20 protein-coding genes, 1 tRNA gene, 1 riboswitch and 1 other annotated feature are annotated in these 19,334 nt (G+C 26.9%); of the genes, 11 read left to right on the forward strand and 10 right to left on the reverse strand.

The features are described 5' to 3' along the window. Positions 1–67: 67 nt before the first annotated feature. From ACYUDJ_RS04025 to ACYUDJ_RS04045, 5 genes are all read right to left on the reverse strand, one after another. Positions 68–142, reverse strand: a tRNA-Gln gene (locus ACYUDJ_RS04025). A 53-nt stretch (positions 143–195) separates the two neighbouring features. Then, on the reverse strand, positions 196–720 hold the full coding sequence (locus tag ACYUDJ_RS04030; protein WP_003487803.1) for a hypothetical protein: 525 nt from the start codon (positions 718–720) through the stop codon (positions 196–198). A gap of 24 nt (positions 721–744) precedes the next feature. Beyond that, a complete protein-coding gene (locus ACYUDJ_RS04035) occupies positions 745–1,344 on the reverse strand; it encodes a DnaJ domain-containing protein (protein ID WP_003487801.1) in 600 nt (199 codons plus the stop codon). Beyond that, positions 1,331–2,206 carry a DUF5685 family protein gene (locus ACYUDJ_RS04040; RefSeq protein ID WP_003487799.1) on the reverse strand — a complete coding sequence of 292 codons (876 nt, stop codon included), beginning with the start codon at positions 2,204–2,206 and terminating at the stop codon, positions 1,331–1,333. The genes ACYUDJ_RS04035 and ACYUDJ_RS04040 overlap by 14 nt, the downstream gene beginning before the upstream one ends. Before the next feature lie 3 nt (positions 2,207–2,209). Continuing rightward, positions 2,210–2,749 carry a class IV adenylate cyclase gene (locus ACYUDJ_RS04045; RefSeq protein WP_042385907.1) on the reverse strand — a complete coding sequence of 180 codons (540 nt, stop codon included), beginning with the start codon at positions 2,747–2,749 and terminating at the stop codon, positions 2,210–2,212. A gap of 444 nt (positions 2,750–3,193) precedes the next feature. On the opposite strand from ACYUDJ_RS04045, the gene ACYUDJ_RS04050 reads away from it, so the two are divergent. Then, positions 3,194–4,231, forward strand: a complete 1,038-nt coding sequence (locus ACYUDJ_RS04050) for a nucleoid-associated protein (protein ID WP_043030936.1) — start codon at positions 3,194–3,196, stop codon at positions 4,229–4,231. 160 nt (positions 4,232–4,391) lie between these two features. Here the strand turns inward: ACYUDJ_RS04050 and fba are convergent, their stop codons facing one another. The 3 genes from fba to ACYUDJ_RS04065 form a co-directional block, all read right to left on the reverse strand. After that, positions 4,392–5,318 (reverse strand): class II fructose-1,6-bisphosphate aldolase, encoded by a 927-nt coding sequence (gene fba / locus ACYUDJ_RS04055; RefSeq protein WP_003487794.1) that lies wholly within the window; start codon positions 5,316–5,318, stop codon positions 4,392–4,394. Positions 5,319–5,543: 225 nt separating this feature from the next. Then, complete coding sequence (locus ACYUDJ_RS04060; protein ID WP_265202684.1) at positions 5,544–5,882, reverse strand: DUF4363 family protein; 339 nt, start codon at positions 5,880–5,882, stop codon at positions 5,544–5,546. A 62-nt stretch (positions 5,883–5,944) separates the two neighbouring features. Then, positions 5,945–6,613, reverse strand: coding sequence for a DUF421 domain-containing protein (locus tag ACYUDJ_RS04065; RefSeq protein ID WP_042385900.1), 669 nt, complete (start codon positions 6,611–6,613; stop codon positions 5,945–5,947). A 123-nt stretch (positions 6,614–6,736) separates the two neighbouring features. Between ACYUDJ_RS04065 and ACYUDJ_RS04070 the strand changes: the two genes are divergently transcribed. Beyond that, positions 6,737–8,395 carry a nucleoside kinase gene (locus tag ACYUDJ_RS04070; RefSeq protein WP_043030939.1) on the forward strand — a complete coding sequence of 553 codons (1,659 nt, stop codon included), beginning with the start codon at positions 6,737–6,739 and terminating at the stop codon, positions 8,393–8,395. A 129-nt stretch (positions 8,396–8,524) separates the two neighbouring features. Next, positions 8,525–8,686 (forward strand): hypothetical protein, encoded by a 162-nt coding sequence (locus ACYUDJ_RS04075; protein WP_042385896.1) that lies wholly within the window; start codon positions 8,525–8,527, stop codon positions 8,684–8,686. Between the two features lie 70 nt (positions 8,687–8,756). Here ACYUDJ_RS04075 and pssA read toward each other — a convergent pair whose 3' ends face one another. After that, entirely contained in the window at positions 8,757–9,278 is a 522-nt protein-coding gene (gene pssA / locus ACYUDJ_RS04080) for a CDP-diacylglycerol--serine O-phosphatidyltransferase (RefSeq protein ID WP_003487784.1), read from the reverse strand. A 186-nt stretch (positions 9,279–9,464) separates the two neighbouring features. On the opposite strand from pssA, the gene ACYUDJ_RS04085 reads away from it, so the two are divergent. From ACYUDJ_RS04085 to ACYUDJ_RS04095, 3 genes are all read left to right on the forward strand, one after another. After that, complete coding sequence (locus ACYUDJ_RS04085; protein ID WP_042385893.1) at positions 9,465–9,881, forward strand: CBS domain-containing protein; 417 nt, start codon at positions 9,465–9,467, stop codon at positions 9,879–9,881. 105 nt (positions 9,882–9,986) lie between these two features. Next, positions 9,987–10,871 (forward strand): YegS/Rv2252/BmrU family lipid kinase, encoded by an 885-nt coding sequence (locus ACYUDJ_RS04090; protein WP_003487780.1) that lies wholly within the window; start codon positions 9,987–9,989, stop codon positions 10,869–10,871. 73 nt (positions 10,872–10,944) lie between these two features. Further along, on the forward strand, positions 10,945–11,589 hold the full coding sequence (locus ACYUDJ_RS04095) for a hypothetical protein (protein ID WP_003487778.1): 645 nt from the start codon (positions 10,945–10,947) through the stop codon (positions 11,587–11,589). A 91-nt stretch (positions 11,590–11,680) separates the two neighbouring features. Here ACYUDJ_RS04095 and ACYUDJ_RS04100 read toward each other — a convergent pair whose 3' ends face one another. Beyond that, positions 11,681–13,621 (reverse strand): YgiQ family radical SAM protein, encoded by a 1,941-nt coding sequence (locus ACYUDJ_RS04100; protein ID WP_080333473.1) that lies wholly within the window; start codon positions 13,619–13,621, stop codon positions 11,681–11,683. Between the two features lie 226 nt (positions 13,622–13,847). Continuing rightward, positions 13,848–14,011, forward strand: a riboswitch (M-box (ykoK) riboswitch). A gap of 207 nt (positions 14,012–14,218) precedes the next feature. Between ACYUDJ_RS04100 and ACYUDJ_RS04105 the strand changes: the two genes are divergently transcribed. The 5 genes from ACYUDJ_RS04105 (at position 14,219) to queG (ending at position 19,264) form a co-directional block, all read left to right on the forward strand. Further along, positions 14,219–15,484 (forward strand): magnesium transporter, encoded by a 1,266-nt coding sequence (locus ACYUDJ_RS04105; RefSeq protein WP_030032956.1) that lies wholly within the window; start codon positions 14,219–14,221, stop codon positions 15,482–15,484. A 205-nt stretch (positions 15,485–15,689) separates the two neighbouring features. After that, positions 15,690–16,388 carry a spore cortex-lytic enzyme gene (sleB, locus tag ACYUDJ_RS04110; protein ID WP_003487772.1) on the forward strand — a complete coding sequence of 233 codons (699 nt, stop codon included), beginning with the start codon at positions 15,690–15,692 and terminating at the stop codon, positions 16,386–16,388. Positions 16,389–16,453: 65 nt separating this feature from the next. Next, positions 16,454–16,693 (forward strand) — a binding site (T-box leader). A gap of 57 nt (positions 16,694–16,750) precedes the next feature. Beyond that, positions 16,751–17,665 (forward strand): cysteine synthase A, encoded by a 915-nt coding sequence (gene cysK / locus ACYUDJ_RS04115; RefSeq protein ID WP_043030940.1) that lies wholly within the window; start codon positions 16,751–16,753, stop codon positions 17,663–17,665. A 15-nt stretch (positions 17,666–17,680) separates the two neighbouring features. Then, on the forward strand, positions 17,681–18,277 hold the full coding sequence (epsC, locus tag ACYUDJ_RS04120) for a serine O-acetyltransferase EpsC (RefSeq protein ID WP_043030941.1): 597 nt from the start codon (positions 17,681–17,683) through the stop codon (positions 18,275–18,277). Between the two features lie 21 nt (positions 18,278–18,298). Continuing rightward, positions 18,299–19,264 carry a tRNA epoxyqueuosine(34) reductase QueG gene (queG, locus tag ACYUDJ_RS04125; protein ID WP_003487767.1) on the forward strand — a complete coding sequence of 322 codons (966 nt, stop codon included), beginning with the start codon at positions 18,299–18,301 and terminating at the stop codon, positions 19,262–19,264. The last annotated feature ends 70 nt before the right edge of the window (positions 19,265–19,334 follow it).

The following is a 19,334-nucleotide window of genomic DNA, read 5'->3' on the forward strand; positions in this document are numbered from 1 at the left end:
TATTATATAATTTTTTATAAAAGAGAAATTTTATAAAATAAAAAAGAGCTCTTTAAAAGAACTCTTTTGGCTGCCCATGCTGGATTCGAACCAACAAATGCCTGCTCCAGAGGCAGGTGCCTTACCATTTGGCGAATGGGCAATAATTATATTAACAAAATTTATTATAACAAATTGAGTAATTTTGTCAATATATTAAAGCCTTATATTTTTAATAAAGTGCTTATCAATATAAAATATGAATAGAGTTAAAACATAATCAAATGCAATAAAAGCTATCTGAGCTACAATAAAATAAATATATATATATTTATTAATTATAGGAATACCCTGAAAAAATAACTTATATATATAAAATAAAATTATTAAGCATATATTAAAAAATAAAAATTTTAATATTATTTCTATGTAAAGTTTATTGAAATTTTCTATATAATATTTAATTATTCCATATAGACCAAAAAATATTATATAAAAAATTACAGAGCTTCTACTTATGCCAACTACTATAGAACATAAAATTGATGTGGATAAGTATACTAAGAAGCCATTTTTTACATTTGTACTTATTATAGCTATAGGAATAATAGCAGAAGCAGTAGCTAATAAGGAGAGTTTATTTACTGGTAATATAGTGCTTAAATAAATAAGTAAAAAACTTATAGCTGTAAATATTCCACCTTTAGCTATATTTGAAGATTTTAAATGGGTAGTTTTCATAAACTATCATCTCCCCAAATTATTTTAGCAACAACTAATAAAATCTCCTCCGCAACATTCACAACAACAATCCATACAATAAAGAGTACCACAAATTCTGCACATATCAGGATCACTTCTTCTTTCAGAATAATAAGGTTTTCTATAAGAATTATTATTGCTGCTCATTTTGTTTAAGGCATCTCTATATTCAAAATTTGAAGGATCTAAGCTATAAGCATTATTAAAATAATTATGGGCTACATCATACCAACCTTTAGAATAATTTACACGTCCCATAAGATAGTACCATTCTGCATTTCTGACATTTATACTATTTAATTTTTGTTCCGCAGAAGATATATTTCCTCTATCTATATCAGCCCTTATAGAAGCATAGTCATTAGAAGAATGACTATTAGAGCTGCCATTATAATTATTTGAATTATAGCTTTGGGAATTATTATTTTTCATTAAATAATCATAGGCTTCATTAATTTCTCTCATTTTTTGCTCGGCTAAATCTCTAAGAGGGTTATTACCATATTGATCAGGATGATATTTTTTAGCTAGTTTTCTATAAGCTTGTTGAATTTCTTCTTTAGAAGCATTTTTATTTATTCCTAAAATTTCATAGGGATTCATTTTCTGTATTCACTCCTTTTAATACTCGTTCCATTTTTTCCATTAAACCAAATTGTAAAATATTATATAATAAACCTTTATTCTTTACAATAGGCATAGTGTTAAAATTATTTAAACAGGCACTGGCACAGTTTACTAGTAAAAAATCTATTTTATCTTTTATGCTATTTCGAAACTCTTTATAATTTAAATTATTTTTATTATAAACATTATTTATAACATTAAATTTGTTTTCATTTATATCTTTTTCTAGATCATCAAAAGCATCAATTATATAAATCCACTTTCCTAAATTATATCCTAGCCAATAAAGACTATCTTTAAAAGAAAAATCTTTATAGGAAGATAATATATAGCCCGTCAAATGGGCAAAATGATGAGAAATTTCATCAATGTTTTTATTTTCATAATCCTTTTCGCAAATATATAAATTTTTCAAAGAATTATCCACAGTGTGGATATGTTTTTCATATAAATCATTATTTTTGTGTATGTATTTTTTTAAAAATTTAGAGTATATATTACTTTTAATAGAGTTATCATCTTCTACATTATCTAAAAGTTTATAATAACTTAAAGCTACATTAAAAAATGATGCGTATTTTAGTGCTTCGTTATTGGTTATAATAACTTTTTTCTTTATAGGATGAATAATGCAATGCTCTTTTGTAAATGTATTTTTATTATCTTCTAGGGAATCTAATAATATGCCTAAAAAAGTCATATCATAATTTATGGTGACTCTAGGCAATTCACCATAATCTTTTTTTATAGTTTTACATAGTCCACAATAATAAGCTCTAAATTTTTCATATTCTTTTATTTTGAGCTCCATTTTGCAGGGAGTAACGTATCCAAACATAAATTATTTTACCTTTTCTTCTTTTAATATTTCATATATAGTTTTTGAAGTAGTATCATTCATAGAATAACCTAATAATTCTACTAATTCTTTTAATTCTTCTTCATTATTGGATTCTAGTTCTATATAAGGGAAAGGACAAAAACTTTTATCATTAATATCTATTTCTACTAAGGTTTCTTTATATTTATAGCTTTCCCTAAATTTTGATATAGACTCTATTAATTGTAATCCTAAGGCCTTAAAAATATTTTCACCTTCTTTAGAATCTAATATTTCAGTTTCATTTTCTTCCATAATCTTATATTTTTCTTGACTTATAAGTTTTTTCACAGTCATATAATAATGTTCTTCATTTTTAATAACATCTTTTATATATCTAATTCTTGCATAGCCTTTGTTTTTTAATAGTTTTTTATCAGAAAAATCATAAATATTATTAATTTGATTTTCCTCTTTAACTTTTACAGCACCTAAACTCAATAATTTTTTTCTAATTTCTTCCACATTTATTTTTATTATTCTAGTTTCCATTTCTTTCAATAAAATCACTCCTAATGGGGATAATTAAATGATGTCATTAAGTTTATATTATATATTGTACCATAATAGTTATAAAAACAATTTAGGAGTATCTTAATTTTATATTAAAAATTTATTTGAATTATTAGGAATGAAACTAAAAAGTATAAAGAATTTCTCTAAATTTGTGTTAGGACTAAAAATTAGATCTTTTAGGTGTGAAAATATACAAAGATACATCTGATGAGGTAGTAAATATAGAGAGTAATCGGAAGAGTAACTAGATAGTTGAAAGAAAATACAGTAAAATATTACAGAGTATTAGTAACTTGGTACAATCATATAATAATGAGTTTTGGAAAGAATAAAGCTTTTGTGTTAATATATTTGTTATAGAATTTTGAATTTATGTATAGTTTGAAATATAATATATATGTTAAATAATGTAAATGAGGAGTGTTATTTTTGGAATACATAAAAGAAGTAAATATTAATGAGGCTATAATACATATATTAGATAACAATAGTGAGGAGCCTATATTAAATGAATATAAATTAAGACTGGACGATGAGATATATAAGTTTATATTAAAACATGTAGATAGATGTTTAAAGGATGAAGAATTGAAATATGCTATATTTAATGAGGAAAGGAATATAGTAAAAGAGCTTTCACAGGAATATTTAAATGGTCAAAATGATTTGTTAGATGTTTCTAAAGAGTTGGCTAGGCAACTTTTTATATTAATGAAGGGTAATGATAATATATCCTCCTGTGATTTGATGATAGTTTCTATATCTACAGAATATGGACCAATGTTAGCCATATTAAAAATGGATTATGTTAAAAATTATATTCATGTAGTGGATATGGTGGAAGATAAGATAGATATAGATATAGTGCCAGAATTTACAGGATTACCTGCAAGTGCCCAAAAGATACAAAAATGTGCATTCATAAAACCTATAAGAGAAGAGCAAGAATTTAATTTAATGGTTATAGATAAACAGAAAAAATCTAAAGATAGTGAAGAATATGGTTCAAACTATTTTATAAGTAAATATTTAGGTTGTAAGATAGTAGAGAATGAAAGAGATGTTACAAAAAATTTTGTGAAAGCCACAGAAAAGTGGGCTAAATCTAACCTAAATGAAAATGCAGATACCTCAGAAAAAATAATAAGAACAGTAAATAAGCTATTAAAAGAAGAGGATACTATAGATGTAAAAGAAGTTTCTAATGATATATTCGGAGAAAATCCTGATATTAAATTAAATTATGAAGGTTTTATTTCTGAGCAGGGAGTAAAAGATAAAATATCCGTAGACAAAGAATGGGTAGATAAAAAATTTAAAAGAATAAGAGTAAAGATAGATAAGGATATTGATTTGTATATAGATGAAGAATCTTATCATGATGAGTCAAGGTTTGAAGTAAAAAGAGTAGGGGATGGATCTGTAAATATCATGATTAAAAATGTTTATAATTATATGCAAAAGTAGACATTTATAATTTAAAAACAAGAAATATTTATATTAAATTTATATAATAGTTACTTAAAAGACCCGAACTAATAATAGAAAAATAGTAGATAGATTTGTTTTTAATACAGATCTATCTACTATTATAATAATTACTAATATAACTTCATAATTATTTTATTTATTTTAAAGAATCAGTTGAGCCTAAAACATCTTTTATTTTATCTTCAACGATTTTTTCTATTCTTGCTCTACCTTCACCTAAGTATTTTCTAGGGTCAAATTGTTTTGGATCTTCAGAAAGAACTTTTCTTATACCAGCTGTCATAGCTAATCTTAAATCTGTATCCATGTTTATTTTACATACTGCCATAGAAGATGCTTTTCTAAGCATATCAGCTGGAACTCCCTTAGCTCCTTTTATTTCTCCACCGTATTTGTTACAAGTATCAACAGATTCTGGATCTACAGAAGATGCTCCGTGAAGAACTATTGGATATCCAGGTAATTTTGATTGGATTTCTTCTAATATATCAAATCTTAATTGGGCTTCTCCAGCAAATTTGTAAGCACCATGACTTGTTCCTATAGCTATTGCTAAAGAATCAACACCTGTTCTATTTACGAAGTCTACTGCTTGTTCTGGATCAGTGTAGATATGTACATCACTTTGTACATCATCTTCTACTCCTGCTAGTACTCCTAATTCAGCTTCAACTACAACACCATGGGAGTGAGCATATTCTACAACTTCTTTAGTTTTAGCTACATTTTCTTCGTAATCATAATGGGAACCATCAAACATTACAGAAGTAAATCCGCTTTCTACAGCTAATTTTACAACATCTAAGCTTGCGCCATGATCTAAATGTAGGGCTACATCTATTCCAGTATCAGCTATAGCTGCATCTACCATTGCTTTTAAGTATTTAGGACCAGCATATTTTAAAGCACCTGCAGATACTTGTAGTATAACAGCTGAGTTTGCAGCTTTAGCAGCATTTACAACTCCTTGTAATATTTCCATATTGTTAATGTTGAATGCTCCTATAGCATACTTACCTTCATAAGCTTTTTTAAACATTTCTTTAGTTGTTACTAATGCCATTTAAAATTCCACCTTCCAAAAATAAATTTAAAACAAATACATAGGGACAATTAAAGTCCCTATGGGACTTTTGTTTAATAACTATAATTATATTATAAATTATTACTTAGATATTTTCCACAATTTAATTATAATTCATTTATATATTTTTTAAAAGTGCAATAAATGAATTATGAGTATTATATATTATATTAGTATATACTTATATATCAAAATGCATTAATATTATACTATATTTTCTATATTTATTTTTTCCATTTTAATAATATGTTCTAATAAAAATTTAACTACATGGATAGAAGCTAATGATTCATCTTCACTTTTACATTTTACATATTGAGTAAGTTTCCATAATTCATTATTTATATTATCTATTTCTGAATGATTTATAACCATAGAAATAACAAAATGGTTGTCTTGCCAGTCATTAAATAGTTCCAAGGATTTACCATATGCTTTTTCCCAGGATTCAGAAGAAACTAGTTCTTCTAATTCATTGCATTGATTCATGAAATTTTTACAAGTAGTATTTAGTTTAAATGAATAGTTAACAAGAGTAAAAATTAGAATTAAAAATAATATAAATGATGTTATACTTCTTTTGATAATACCACCTACTTATATTTTTATTTTTTTTGATAATATAAATTACCTTTAGAATTTAAAATAGCTATTAATAGCTCATCATAAGAACTAATATTATCTTTTTTTAATTTGTTTTCTAACCACTTTTCATCCTTTTTTATTAACTTTAAATTTTTTTTGTTAATTTTTCCATCTAATATTAATGTTACAGGCAATCTTTCTTGAGTAAATTGTAAAGATAAATCTTTTTTGGTAACAGGTGATTCTTCTGTTTTAGGGATTATAGATAATTGACCACTAGTTTCTAAAATTGCATATTCTATATTTTCTAAATCATAATACCCCTGGAGTCTTAGTTCTTCCATTAAATCATTTATGTTGAATCTTTGGTTTTTTAATTCTTGAAAGTCTATTTTCCCTTTTTCTATTAATATACTAGGTTCTCCGTTAATTAAGCTTCTTATTTTTTCGCTTTTAAGTTGAATAAGAGAAAATAGGTTTTGAAGTATTAAAAGAGTTAATATAGGAACTATTCCGTGTAATAAGGGTATACGAGAATCTTGCATGGGCAGTGACGCCAATTCTGATATCATTATGGTTATAGCTAACTCAAAAGGCTCCAATTCACCTATTTGTTTTTTACCCATTAGTCTCATAGATAATATAACCAAAAGATATAAAATTATAGTTCTGATTAAGACTATAAACATATGCAAACCTCCTTATAATCATATTGTGGCAAATTTAAATAAAAATATGAATAAATATAGGTAACAAAATATAATGAATTGAATTATAATAATATTACAGCCTAAAATAAGGAGATGAATAAAATGGAAGAATTAAAGCTATATATGCCTAATGGTAGTAATATTCTAGTATCTGGAGATAAAATCTTATATGATGTAGTAAAAGAAAATAAATTAGAAAGTAATATACCTATTGTTTTAGGAAAAATAGATGAAGAATATTATGAACTAACTTCCAAAGTGAAAAAAGAGGGAGTATTCACTCCTGTAGATATAACAGATGAAATGGGATTAAAAACTTATGTTAGAACTTTGCAGTTTATATTTATAAAGGCGGTTTTAGATTTATATCCTGAAGCTACTGTTATTATAGAGCATTCTTTAGGCAAAGGATTATATGGTGAAATTCATAAGAATATATCATTAAATGAAAATGATATATTAAAGATTAAAAATAAAATGAATGAAATAATAAGTAAAGACATAAAGATAAAAAAAGTTTCAGTTAAAAAAGAAAAAGCTATAGAAATATTTAAAGAATATGGAATGAAAGATAAAGTTAGGCTTTTAAGTCATATTCCACATGAAGAAGTGAAGCTATACGAATTAGATGGAAGATATGATTATTTTTATGGACCTATGGCATATTCAACAGGAGCAATTAAAAATTTTGATATTATGTATTATGATCCAGGTTTTATATTGAGATATCCTAGGGAAAAAGACCCATTTAATATACCAGAGTTTGTTGAATATAAAAAGCTTACAAAAATATTTAGAGAAACAGAGAAATGGGCTAAAATTTTAGATGTAGGAGACGTAGGGGCACTAAACGATAAAGTTGTATATGGCGAAATAAAAGACATAATAAGAGTATCAGAGGCTCTGCATGAAAAGAAAATAGCAAATATAGCAGATATGATATATGATAAAGAGAACATAAAAATGGTACTAATATCAGGACCTTCATCATCAGGAAAAACTACTTTTGCTAATAGATTAGGAATTCAATTAAGAGTTAACGCTTTGGTTCCTGTGCCTATTTCATTAGATAATTATTTTGTTAATAGAGAGGATACTCCAAAAGATGAAAATGGAGATTATGATTTTGAATCTATTGATGCTCTAGATATAGATTTATTTAATGAAAATTTAAAACATATATTAAAGGGAGAAGAGGTACAAATACCTACTTTCAATTTTAAAAAAGGTAAAAGAGAATATAATGATAAAAAAATAAAACTTCCTAAAAATGGAATACTTATTATAGAAGGAATACATGGATTAAATCCAATATTAACAAGAGAAATACCGGATAAAAATAAATTTAAAATATATATAAGTGCATTAACTCAATTAAATATAGATAATCATAACAGAGTATCTACAACAGATGTAAGAATAATAAGAAGGCTAGTTAGAGATTATTTATCAAGAGGTTATAAAGGAGAAGAAACCTTAAAAATGTGGCCATCCATAAAAAGAGGTGAAGACAGAAATATATTTGTATTCCAAGAAAATGCAGATGTAATGTTTAATTCCACAATAGTTTATGAACTTTGTATATTAAAAAAATATGCTCTTGCAGAACTTAACAAAATAGATAAAAACAGCACTGTTCATTATGAAGCAACTAGGTTAAAAAGTTTCTTAAACTTCTTTAAAGAAGTTGACATGAACTTAGTACCAGATAACTCCATATTAAGAGAATTTATAGGTGGAAGCTGTTTTTACGAATATTAAGGAAAGTGCGATGCACTTTCCTTATATTGTTTAGTAACAACTTTATGAGGTAAGAATAAAATGAATATGAACAAAGATATTTAAAAAATATACTATGAAAATTACAAATAATTTAAAGAGGTGAAAAAAGTGGAGTTGTTTTATCCAGATGAATATTTTTTAGAATTGCTAGAAGAGGATTTATATAATTTTAATAAAGAAAGTTACGATAATTTGACAGTAAATATAGATTTAGATTCAAGTGTGGATGAATTAGATAGCGAATATTTAAAAAGTATAAAAGAGATTTAATATCAAAAACATAGATTTTAATGTACTTAATTTATTAATAATAAAAAAATCGTGGAAAACCACGATTTTTTTAGAATTTTTTCAATTTTACATTACTAACCATAAGATAAGATAATGTTATGATTAAAATTACAGTTAAACTTGAAGAGCCAATTCTATTTAAGCTAATTAAACAATATAGAGCCATAAACATACCAGCTAAGGTTATTGGTATACCAGAAAAAGAACCATCAAATTCAGTAATATTATATCTAGCAAGTCTGTATGCTCCAGCTATAGGAAACATTAATACTAATAAATAACCTAGTATCCCTAAATTGCTAAAATTATAAATGTGAAAAGTTAATATAGAAGGTGCTACACCAAAAGAAACTAAATCAGCCAAAGAATCTAATTCTTTACCAATAGCACTATCAACCTTTAAAAACCTAGCAACTCTTCCATCATATCTATCCATTAAACCCGCAATTAGTATAAATAAAGCAGCCCATTTATAGTTTTGTTGAAATGTCATCATTAAAGACATAATTCCACAACCTAAATTTCCTAAAGTAAAAGCATTTGGTACGGCACTCTTTGCTATTTTTGCCATTATATTATCACTCCTAAAAAAATATAATTCCTATTAATTGAAATATATAATATTATACAACATTTTGCAAATATATTTAAGCTATAAATAGAATTAAAAACAAAAAATAATAATTAATTAAGAAATTCATAATAATTGTTAAATAAAAAATAGGTATGTGGATAAACTATGTTTGGAGGTGTTATTATGAAAGTTATGGACGTTATGACCCAAAATGTAGCAACGGTGAATAGAAATGATTCTGTAGAAAAGGCAGCGAGGCTTATGAGTGAACATAATGTTGGATCTATACCTATTTGTGAAAATAATAAAGTGGTTGGAGTTATTACAGATAGGGATATAGCTTTAAGATCCGTAGCAAATGGATCAGATAATAATATTAAAGTTGGAGATATTATGACATCTAATCCTGTAGTAGCTAATAAAGATATGGATATACATGATGCAGCTAGGATAATGAGTGAAAGACAAATAAGAAGATTACCTGTAGAGGATAACAAAAATATAGTAGGTATAGTTTCTTTAGGTGATATAGCTATAGAACCTCAACATGAAAATGAAGCCCAAAAAGCTTTAAGTGGTATTTCAGAGCAAAATAATTAGGTTAAAATATCCACAGGATTTATTGTTAAAATCTTGTGGATTTGCTATTATATAATGGTACAGCTAATTTAATTATAAAGTAAAAACTATAAGAGGAGATTTGAAATGAGTAAGGTAAAATTTATCTATAACCCATATTCAGGAGAAAAGGCTATAATATCTCAAATAGACCAGGTAATAAGAATACATCAGAAATATGGATATGAAGTAGTGCCTTATAGGATAAGTTTAGAATATGATCTTGATGACGCTTTTAAATCTATTGATGAAAGCTATAAATATATATTGGTAGCAGGGGGAGACGGTACTGTAGATAATGTGGTAAATCATTTAAAAAAATTTGCAATTGATCTTCCAATTGCAATATTACCTACAGGTACTGCTAATGATTTTGCTAAATTTATTGGTATGCCAATAAATGTTAGGGAGGCCTGTGAGCAAATATTAAAGAGCTCTGTAAAAAAGGTTGATTTAGGCAAAATAAATGATAAATATTTTATTAACGTTGCTAGCACAGGATTATTTACAGATGTATCTCAAAAAACTGATGTTAATTTAAAAAATACTATGGGCAAACTTGCTTACTATGTAAAAGGATTAGAACAACTTCCTAATTTTAGAAGATTGAAGATTAATGTTAAATCTGAGGAAGTTAATTTTGATGGAGATATGTATCTTATGATGGTCTTCAATGGACAAACAGCAGGTAATCTTCATATGGCTTATAAGGCAGAGGTTGATGATGGCATGTTAGATGTAATAATAATAAAGGCTTGCGCTATTAAGGATATGATAGGATTATTTATAAAAATGATAAAAGGAGAACATCTAGAAGATGTAAATGCATTAATATATTTTAAAACAAATAAGCTTATAATAGAATCTAATGAAGATATAGTTACGGATATAGATGGAGAAAGAGGCCCAGATTTTCCTTTATGTATAGAATGTGTGAAAGAAGGTTTAGATATCTTAGGCATATTAGATTAATATAGGAATATTTTAATTTTAATTTTAATAAATATAAGTAGTAGTATTGTTAAATTGGAGAGTTTAATTAATTATGATAAATTTATTTATTTATATAGCAGCCATATTACTTATGTTTATTATATGTATACAAGGTGGAAAAGTAGCCTTTAAGGCACCTCATAAAATAAAAATTATATCTATAATAATATATTTTTTAATGATTTTAAGATTCATATCTTTAACCTTATTAGTATTTGTTAGCAATATCAGAAATTTATATTGGCTAAAGTGGATATATTTTTTAGATTTTTTAGCTATACCTATAGCTATATTAATATGTTTTTATATATGTATAAAAAATAATAAATTTAACTTAAATTATATAATTTCTATAACAGTATTAATAACTTCTATTTTAATATTTTTTATGAGTAAATATAGTTTAAAAATAAATATGTTTAACGGCCAGTACTATATAATGGAATTATTAACACCTATTAATATGTACATGTTTTTTATAGTTATTAATTTAATATTTTTAATTTTATGTTTTATAAAACATAATAATAAGTATATAAATAAAAATATATTATATTTAATGTTTTTTAGTACAATAGCAAATATATCGGATATTATACTAAGTTTTTTAAACATTAATATATTACCACCCAATATATTAGGGAATATTATTTGGATATATACTTTATATATAGCTGTGAATAAATTGATAAGATAAAACTAAATTTATTTAACTATTTAATGGAGTATAGAATTTATGATAATTTTTATTTAATAATATATAAAAAATAAACAGCACTAGAGGCTGTTTATTTTCTTTTTTTATGCTTAGAAAGAGAGTTTTTCTTAATTTTTTTATTGTTTTTACTAGTATCCTTATTTTTACCATTACTTTTATTAGAATGGTTATTGTTATTTTTAAAATTATTTTTTTTATGAGATTTTTTATGAGGTTTATTGTAAGGTATTAAACAATCAGGTCCATTTCCTATTAAATCTTCTCTGTGAGCTTTTATTAAGGCTTCTTTTACTAGATCATAGTTATCAGGAATAGAGAATTGTAATAATGCCCTTTGCATGCTTTTTTCTTTTTGATCTTTAGGTACATAAACTTTTTCCTCAGTTAAAGGATTTACTCCTGTATAATACATAGTAGTTGATAAGCTACCAGGAGTAGGGTAAAAGTCTTGTACTTGTTCTGGAGTATAGCCCATTTTTTTTATATATTGAGCTAGTTCTATGGCAGCCTTTAAATCGCTACCAGGATGACTAGACATTAAATAAGGAACTAAAAATTGATTTTTATGTATTTTTTTGTTTATATCATAATATTTTTTAACAAAAGAATCATAAACATTTCTAGTAGGCTTACCCATTAAGTTTAAAACTTTATCACTTATATGTTCAGGAGCAACTTTTAACTGTCCACTTATATGATGTTCACATAATTCTTTAAAAAACTCATCGTTTTTATCATATATTAAATAATCAAATCTAATACCAGAACGTATAAATACTTTTTTTACATTAGGCATTTTTCTTATTTTTCTTAATAAACTTAAGTATTCTTTATGATCTACAATTAAGTTTTTGCAGGCTTTTGGGAATACACATTGTTTGTTTTTGCAAGTACCATGTTTTTCTTGAACTTTACAAGCCCTATGTCTAAAGTTAGCTGTAGGGCCACCTACATCATGGATGTAGCCTTTGAAATCCTTCATATTAGTCATCATATTTGCTTCTTTTAAAATAGAATCTTGGCTTCTATTTTGAATGACTCTTCCCTGATGAAAGGTCAAAGCACAAAAAGAACAACTTCCATAGCAGCCTCTATGGCTAGTAATTGAAAATTTAACCTCTTTAATGGCAGGAATTCCACCTTCAGCCTCATACATAGGATGATAAGTCCTAGCGTATGGAAGTGCATAAACTTCATCCATTTCTTCTTGAGATAGAGGTGGTTGGGGTGGATTTTGCACTACATATCTTTCTTTATGTTTCTGCACTAAGGTTTCACCCCTTATGGAATCTTGTTCATAATATTGTATTTTGTAAGCTTCTGCATAGGATTTTTTATTTGTAGAAACCTCTTCAAAGGATGGTATTTCAATATAATCTTTTAAAGAGGATATATCTTTCTCAATATACGCTGTACCTCTTACATTTTTTATACTGTCTATTTTCATACCATATCTTAAAAGATTAGAAACTTGAACTATAGGTTTTTCTCCCATACCATATATTAATAAATCTGCGCTAGAATCTTCTAGAATACTTCTTCTTACTGAGTTATCCCAATAATCATAATGGGCAAATCTTCTTAAGCTAGCTTCTATACCACCTATTATTATAGGTGAATCTTTGAAAGCTTCCTTTATCTTATTACAGTAAACAATAACTGCTCTATCAGGTCTATATCCAGATTTTCCACCTGGGGAATAGAAGTCGTCATGTCTTCTTTTTTTAGATGCAGTATAGTGATTTACCATAGAATCTATATTACCAGAGTTAACTAAAAATCCATATTTAGGTTTTCCTAGTTTTTTAAAGTCTTCTATGTTCTTCCAATTAGGTTGAGCTATGATTCCCACAGTAAATCCTTCTCTTTCTAATACTCTCCCTATAATTGCAGTACCGAAGGATGGATGGTCTACATAAGCATCACCAGTTACTATTATAAAATCTAAAACATCTATGTTTCTTTTTTTCAAATCCTCTTTACTTATGGGTAAAAAGTCCATACTATTCAATATTTTCATTCTCCTATCTTAAATACAATTTTGTAATAATATTATTATACAGTTCATTTTGTTTAATATCAAAAATAATTTAAAAATAAGAAATACGGTATAAAAGCAAGATATATTAAAATAAAACAATATAAATTTAAATAATGAATAAATTTAAAAAAATTTGATAAATTCAGTTGCAAAACAAAGGTATAAACAATATAATAAAAATATAAGGCAAAATGTTAATAGTGTACGTTAGGTGAGGCTCCTATATAGATATACGCTACTGCCCGGAAACATCGAGAGATGCCAATGGGTCACCAGGTATTACCGAAGTAAGGTTTTACTTAATGTAGCTGGCTGTAGTCCAAAGCTATATAGTGCTAAAACTCAACGATTGATGTTAAAGTTTTAGTTATGCATGTATAAGGAGCCTAATAGGCTCTTTTTGTTTTATAAATTTTTAGGATGGTGATATAAATGGAAACTGGTCCGTATGATGGGAGCATAGGCCAAATAAAAATTATATTATTTTGTAGAGGAATATTTATTTAAGCAGAACTATTTATTTGTAGCTTAAAATATTCCTTTACAAATGTGAAAGGAGGAATATTTATGAAGAAGCTACAAAGTTTTTTCTTAAGTAAAATTATTAATAAAAGAGTTTATGATGAGTATGGTGATTATATAGGTAAACTAATTGATATTTATGTAACTTCTGAGGATGACTATCCAAGAGCCATAGCCTATAAGATAAAAAAGGGAAGAGAATTAGCAAATTATGAGTTTAAAAATATTTCTTTTTATGATGATGAGAGTAAAACTATTATAAAAGTAATAGGAACTAGAGATATAATATTAAGAAAATATTCCTATTTATTGTCACAACATCTTTTAGATAAACAAATAATTGATATAAATGGCAAAAAGATGGTTAAAGTGCATGACTTAAGAATTGGAGAAATTGCAGGAGAATATAAAGTAATAGCTGTAGATACAGGTGCACTAGCATTAAGTAGAAGAATAGGGATGGAAAACTTATTAAGAAGTATTTATAAAATATTTAATAAGAAAATAGAAGACACTTTAATAATGTGGGATAGTGTAGAATCTTTAGAAATGGTAAATAATAATTTGAAATTATCTGTATCTTACCAAAAGCTTTCAACATTACATCCAGCAGATTTAGCAGATATTATAGAAGATATGAATGATAGTTATAGAAAATTAGTTTTTGAAAGCCTAGATGATGATTTAGCTGCAGATACTTTTGAAGAAATAGACTTAGAAGTAAAAACAGAAATGTTAGAAGGAATGACTTCCTCTAAAAAAGCTGAAATTATATATAATATGTCAAAGGATGAGGCGGCAGATATACTGGCACAAATGAGAGAGGAAGAAGTGGAAGAAATTCTTTCTATTATGGAAGAAAGAGATGCTAAGGATATAAGGAAACTTATGGATTATAAGGAGGAAACTGCAGGAAGCATAATGAATAAAGATTTTATATCTTTTAATGTAAACATAACTGCGGAAGAAACTATAGATTTATTAAGAGAAATAAAACCTAAGGATGAAGAATCTTATTATATATATATTGTAGATGAAAAAGAACAACTAAAAGGAGCTATATCCCTCACAGATTTAATAATATCTACCCCAAAAGCTAAATTAAAAGATATAATGGATAAGGATATAGTAAAAGTTAAAGATACAGACCATATAAATGAAGCTGTAGAATTAGCAATAAAGTATGATTTATTATCTATTCCCGTAGTTGAAGGAGAAAATAAATTATGTGGAACAATATCGATAGATGATATTATAGAGGATGTATTTGCACCTATGTGGAGAAAGAAAGTTAAAATAGTTACGGTTTAAGTTATATTTATTATGAAAGATGGTATCTTAAAATATATTTAATATAGCAAATATAAAAAATACATGTAATAAATTTATTAATATGTTTATTACATGTGTTTTTTATTTTTTGATTTTATTTTATAAAAGAGTATTTTTTATAATTTTATGCACAAACTAATTTTAAAATAAATAGCAAAACTATGGATTTTGTGGGAGGAGTATTATGAGGAAGAATATATATTTAAAAAGAGCAATAATATATGTTTTAGCTTTAATGATAGCTTATGGCAGTACTACTCTTTATATATTACCTTATACAAATGCTACTAAAGCTGTAGCATATTATTATGGACATAGAGGAGATATTATTTCACAGGTTCAAAGAAAACTTAAAGCCTGGGGGTATTATAATGGAGGAGTAGATGGAATATTTGGCCATGGAACTTATACAGCCGTAAGAAGTTTTCAATCTAAAAATGGTTTGACAGTAGATGGAATAATTGGAGACAAAACTTTAGTTGCACTTGGAATAAATACTGGATCATCATCAGGAGGAAGTGCAAGTTCTAATAACCAAGATGTTATGCTTTTAGCTAGACTTATAAATGGAGAAGCCAGAGGAGAACCTTATGAAGGGCAAGTAGCAGTAGGAGCAGTAGTTTTAAATAGAACAAGGAATCCTAAATTCCCTAATAGTGTGGCCGGAGTTATATATCAACCAGGTGCATTTACTGCTATAGTAGATGGTCAAATACATGCAACTATGGAACAAAACTCTATAAATGCAGCTAGGGATGCTTTAAATGGATGGGATCCATCTGGTGGGGCTATGTATTACTTTAATCCTGTTACCGCTACAAGTTCTTGGATTTGGTCAAGACCATTAATAAAAGTAATAGGCAAACATAGATTTTGTAAATAAGTAGTTGACAAATTCAAAAAATATCATATAATTATATTATAGAATTCATACTAAAATAGTCGGAAATAAAAACGTTGAAAAAGGAAAGTAGCATAATCAATCTTTTCAGAGAGGAAATTGTTTTGCTGGAAAATTTCTAAAGAAGGTTTATGTGAAGTGCCCTTTGGAGTTGTGTACCGAATAAAGTAGGCTACATCGGGTTCACCCGTTATAGTGATAGGGTATAAATTTATTAAGTACCTGATAAAGTGGGATTTTAATATCTAACTAGAGTGGAACCACGGAGCATATACTTCGTCTCTATATTTTTATAGAGATGAAGTTTTTTTAGATTAAATTTATTTTAAAAAGGGGAGATTAATATGTTATACGAAAGCTCTATAGACTTAATAGGAAATACACCTATGTTTAAATTAAACAATATGCAAGAAGAAAATATGGCAGATGTTTATGTAAAACTAGAAAAATTTAATCCTGGTGGTAGTATAAAGGATAGAGCAGCTTTGGGTATGATTGAAGAGGCAGAAAGCATGGGTAAAATAAAACCAGGAGATATAATAGTAGAGCCTACTAGTGGTAATACAGGAATAGGACTTGCTATGGTAGGAAGATTAAAAGGTTATAAAGTGATTATTGTTATGCCGGATTCCATGAGTATAGAAAGAAGAAACATGATAAAGGCTTACGGAGCAGAATTGGTTCTTACAGAAGGAAATAAAGGAATGACAGGTGCTATAGAAAAGGCAGAAGAATTAGCTAGAGATAAAAAGGGTTATTTTATTCCTCAACAATTTTCAAATAGAGCTAATTCAAAAAAGCATTATGAAACTACTGCTGTTGAGATATTAAAGGATGTAAAAGATTTAGATGTTTTTGTAGCTTCAGTAGGTACTGGAGGCACTATAGCAGGTATTGGAAGAAGATTAAAAGAATCTAATAAAAATATAAAAGTTGTAGCTGTGGAACCTCATAACTCTCCAGTAATATCAGGAGGAAAAGCCGCACCGCACAAAATACAGGGCATAGGAGCAGGATTTGTACCAGAGGTATATGAAAAAGATGTAGTAGATGAGGTAATGACTATAACAGATGAAGAATCCTATGAATATGCAAGAAGATTTGGGACAGAAGAGGGAATATTAGTAGGTATATCTTCAGGAGCAAATATAGCAGCAGCTATAAAAATAGCTAGAGAATTGGGAAAAGGTAAAAAAGTTGTAACTGTAGCTCCAGATGGTGGGGAAAAATATATATCCACCGGGTTATATGATAAATAAAAGAGGTGAATTATTATGAAAAATCCTTTTAAAACTTTAATATATGATTTAAAAAATGCTAAGGAAAAAGATCCAGCCGCTCGAAATGTTTTAGAAGTTTTTATATTATATCCATTTATTCATGCTTTAATAGCCTATAGAATATCCCACTTGTTTTATAAAGCACATTTATTTTTCTTAGCTAGACTTATTTCTCAAATATCAAGATTTTTTACAGGCATAGAGATTCATCCAGGGGCAACTATAGGAAAAGGTCTTTTTATAGATCATGGTATGGGAGTTGTTATTGGTGAAACTGCGGAGGTTGGAGATAATGTAACTTTATATCATGGAGTAACTTTAGGCGGAACGGGAAAAGATAAAGGTAAGAGACACCCTACTGTAGGTAATAATGTTATAATAGGAAGTGGAGCAAAAGTACTAGGACCTATAAATATAGGAGATAATGTAAAAATAGGCGCTAATGCAGTGGTATTGCATCATATACCAGCTAATTCTACAGCGGTAGGTATACCAGCTAAGGTAGTAAGATATGAAAAAAAGGCGTCTGTTATAGAAATAAAAGATTATAATGGTGTTAAAAAAGTAATATACAACGATATGATAATATAGTTTTTGGGAGAAAAGATTAATATGGATTGTAAGGAATCTGTAAAAGAATATTGCAGAAATTTAGGGTTAGATTTAATAGGATTCACAAAATGTAGGATTTTTCATGAGCTTATACCAGAATTTACAGAAAGAAAAAATGAAAACAGACAAAATGAATTTGAAGGTAAAGATATAAATAAAAGAGTGGATCCATTTCAATATATGAGAGAGGGGAAAACAATAATTTCTATTGCTTTTCCCTATTTATTTAATTTAGATTACAAAAATAATATATATTTTTCAAAATATACTCAAGGTAGGGATTATCATACTATAGTAAATGAATATTTAAAAAAAATATGTGAATTTATACAAAGTAAAGGTTACAGAGCAGAACATTTTGTAGATAGCAATGATTTGCCAGAAAGATATATTGCCTATTTATGTGGTATAGGATTTATAGGAAAAAATAATATGCTTGTTACAGAAAGATATGGTTCTTATGTATTTTTAGGTGAAATAATCACAGATATGGAAATCAATGAAGATGAACCAATGGAGTGTAAGTGTAAGGATTGCAATATATGCCTTAAAGCTTGTCCAACTAATTCTTTAGAAAATAAAGACACTAATATATGTTTATCTTACATTACTCAAAAAAAGAATATAGAGGATGAATGGTTTGATAAACTAAAAGGAAGAATGTTTGGTTGTGATACTTGTCAAAGGGTATGTCCTTATAATAAGGATATAGACACTTCTAATATAGAGGGATTTAAGCCTTTTAATTTTATGGAAAATTTAGATTTAGAAGAGCTGATATATGTTAACAATAAAGAATTTAAAGAAAAATATAAACTAACATCCTGTGGTTGGAGAGGAAAGAGTATATTACAAAGAAATGCTTTAATTAATTGTATTACAATGAATAAGAATATAGATATACAGGGAAAAAATATAAAATCTCCCTATGTATTAGATTATTATCATAGACTTTTAAAGAAATAATAATTATAATTTATTTAGAACAGTATTTATAAAGGGAAACTTAATTTAGACTGAGTTTTTACTCTATATA

This window comes from Clostridium sp. CTA-6, assembly GCF_054768115.1.

Coding starts and splice junctions, on each gene's coding strand:
- ACYUDJ_RS04030 (WP_003487803.1), bottom strand. CDS start 720: ATGAAAACTACCCATTTAAAATCTTCAAATATAGCTAAAGGTGGAATA.
- ACYUDJ_RS04035 (WP_003487801.1), bottom strand. CDS start 1,344: ATGAATCCCTATGAAATTTTAGGAATAAATAAAAATGCTTCTAAAGAA.
- ACYUDJ_RS04040 (WP_003487799.1), bottom strand. CDS start 2,206: ATGTTTGGATACGTTACTCCCTGCAAAATGGAGCTCAAAATAAAAGAA.
- fba (WP_003487794.1), bottom strand. CDS start 5,318: ATGGCATTAGTAACAACTAAAGAAATGTTTAAAAAAGCTTATGAAGGT.
- ACYUDJ_RS04065 (WP_042385900.1), bottom strand. CDS start 6,613: ATGTTTATAGTCTTAATCAGAACTATAATTTTATATCTTTTGGTTATA.
- ACYUDJ_RS04070 (WP_043030939.1), top strand. CDS start 6,737: ATGGAAGAATTAAAGCTATATATGCCTAATGGTAGTAATATTCTAGTA.
- pssA (WP_003487784.1), bottom strand. CDS start 9,278: ATGGCAAAAATAGCAAAGAGTGCCGTACCAAATGCTTTTACTTTAGGA.
- ACYUDJ_RS04085 (WP_042385893.1), top strand. CDS start 9,465: ATGAAAGTTATGGACGTTATGACCCAAAATGTAGCAACGGTGAATAGA.
- ACYUDJ_RS04090 (WP_003487780.1), top strand. CDS start 9,987: ATGAGTAAGGTAAAATTTATCTATAACCCATATTCAGGAGAAAAGGCT.
- ACYUDJ_RS04095 (WP_003487778.1), top strand. CDS start 10,945: ATGATAAATTTATTTATTTATATAGCAGCCATATTACTTATGTTTATT.
- ACYUDJ_RS04105 (WP_030032956.1), top strand. CDS start 14,219: ATGAAGAAGCTACAAAGTTTTTTCTTAAGTAAAATTATTAATAAAAGA.
- sleB (WP_003487772.1), top strand. CDS start 15,690: ATGAGGAAGAATATATATTTAAAAAGAGCAATAATATATGTTTTAGCT.
- cysK (WP_043030940.1), top strand. CDS start 16,751: ATGTTATACGAAAGCTCTATAGACTTAATAGGAAATACACCTATGTTT.
- epsC (WP_043030941.1), top strand. CDS start 17,681: ATGAAAAATCCTTTTAAAACTTTAATATATGATTTAAAAAATGCTAAG.
- queG (WP_003487767.1), top strand. CDS start 18,299: ATGGATTGTAAGGAATCTGTAAAAGAATATTGCAGAAATTTAGGGTTA.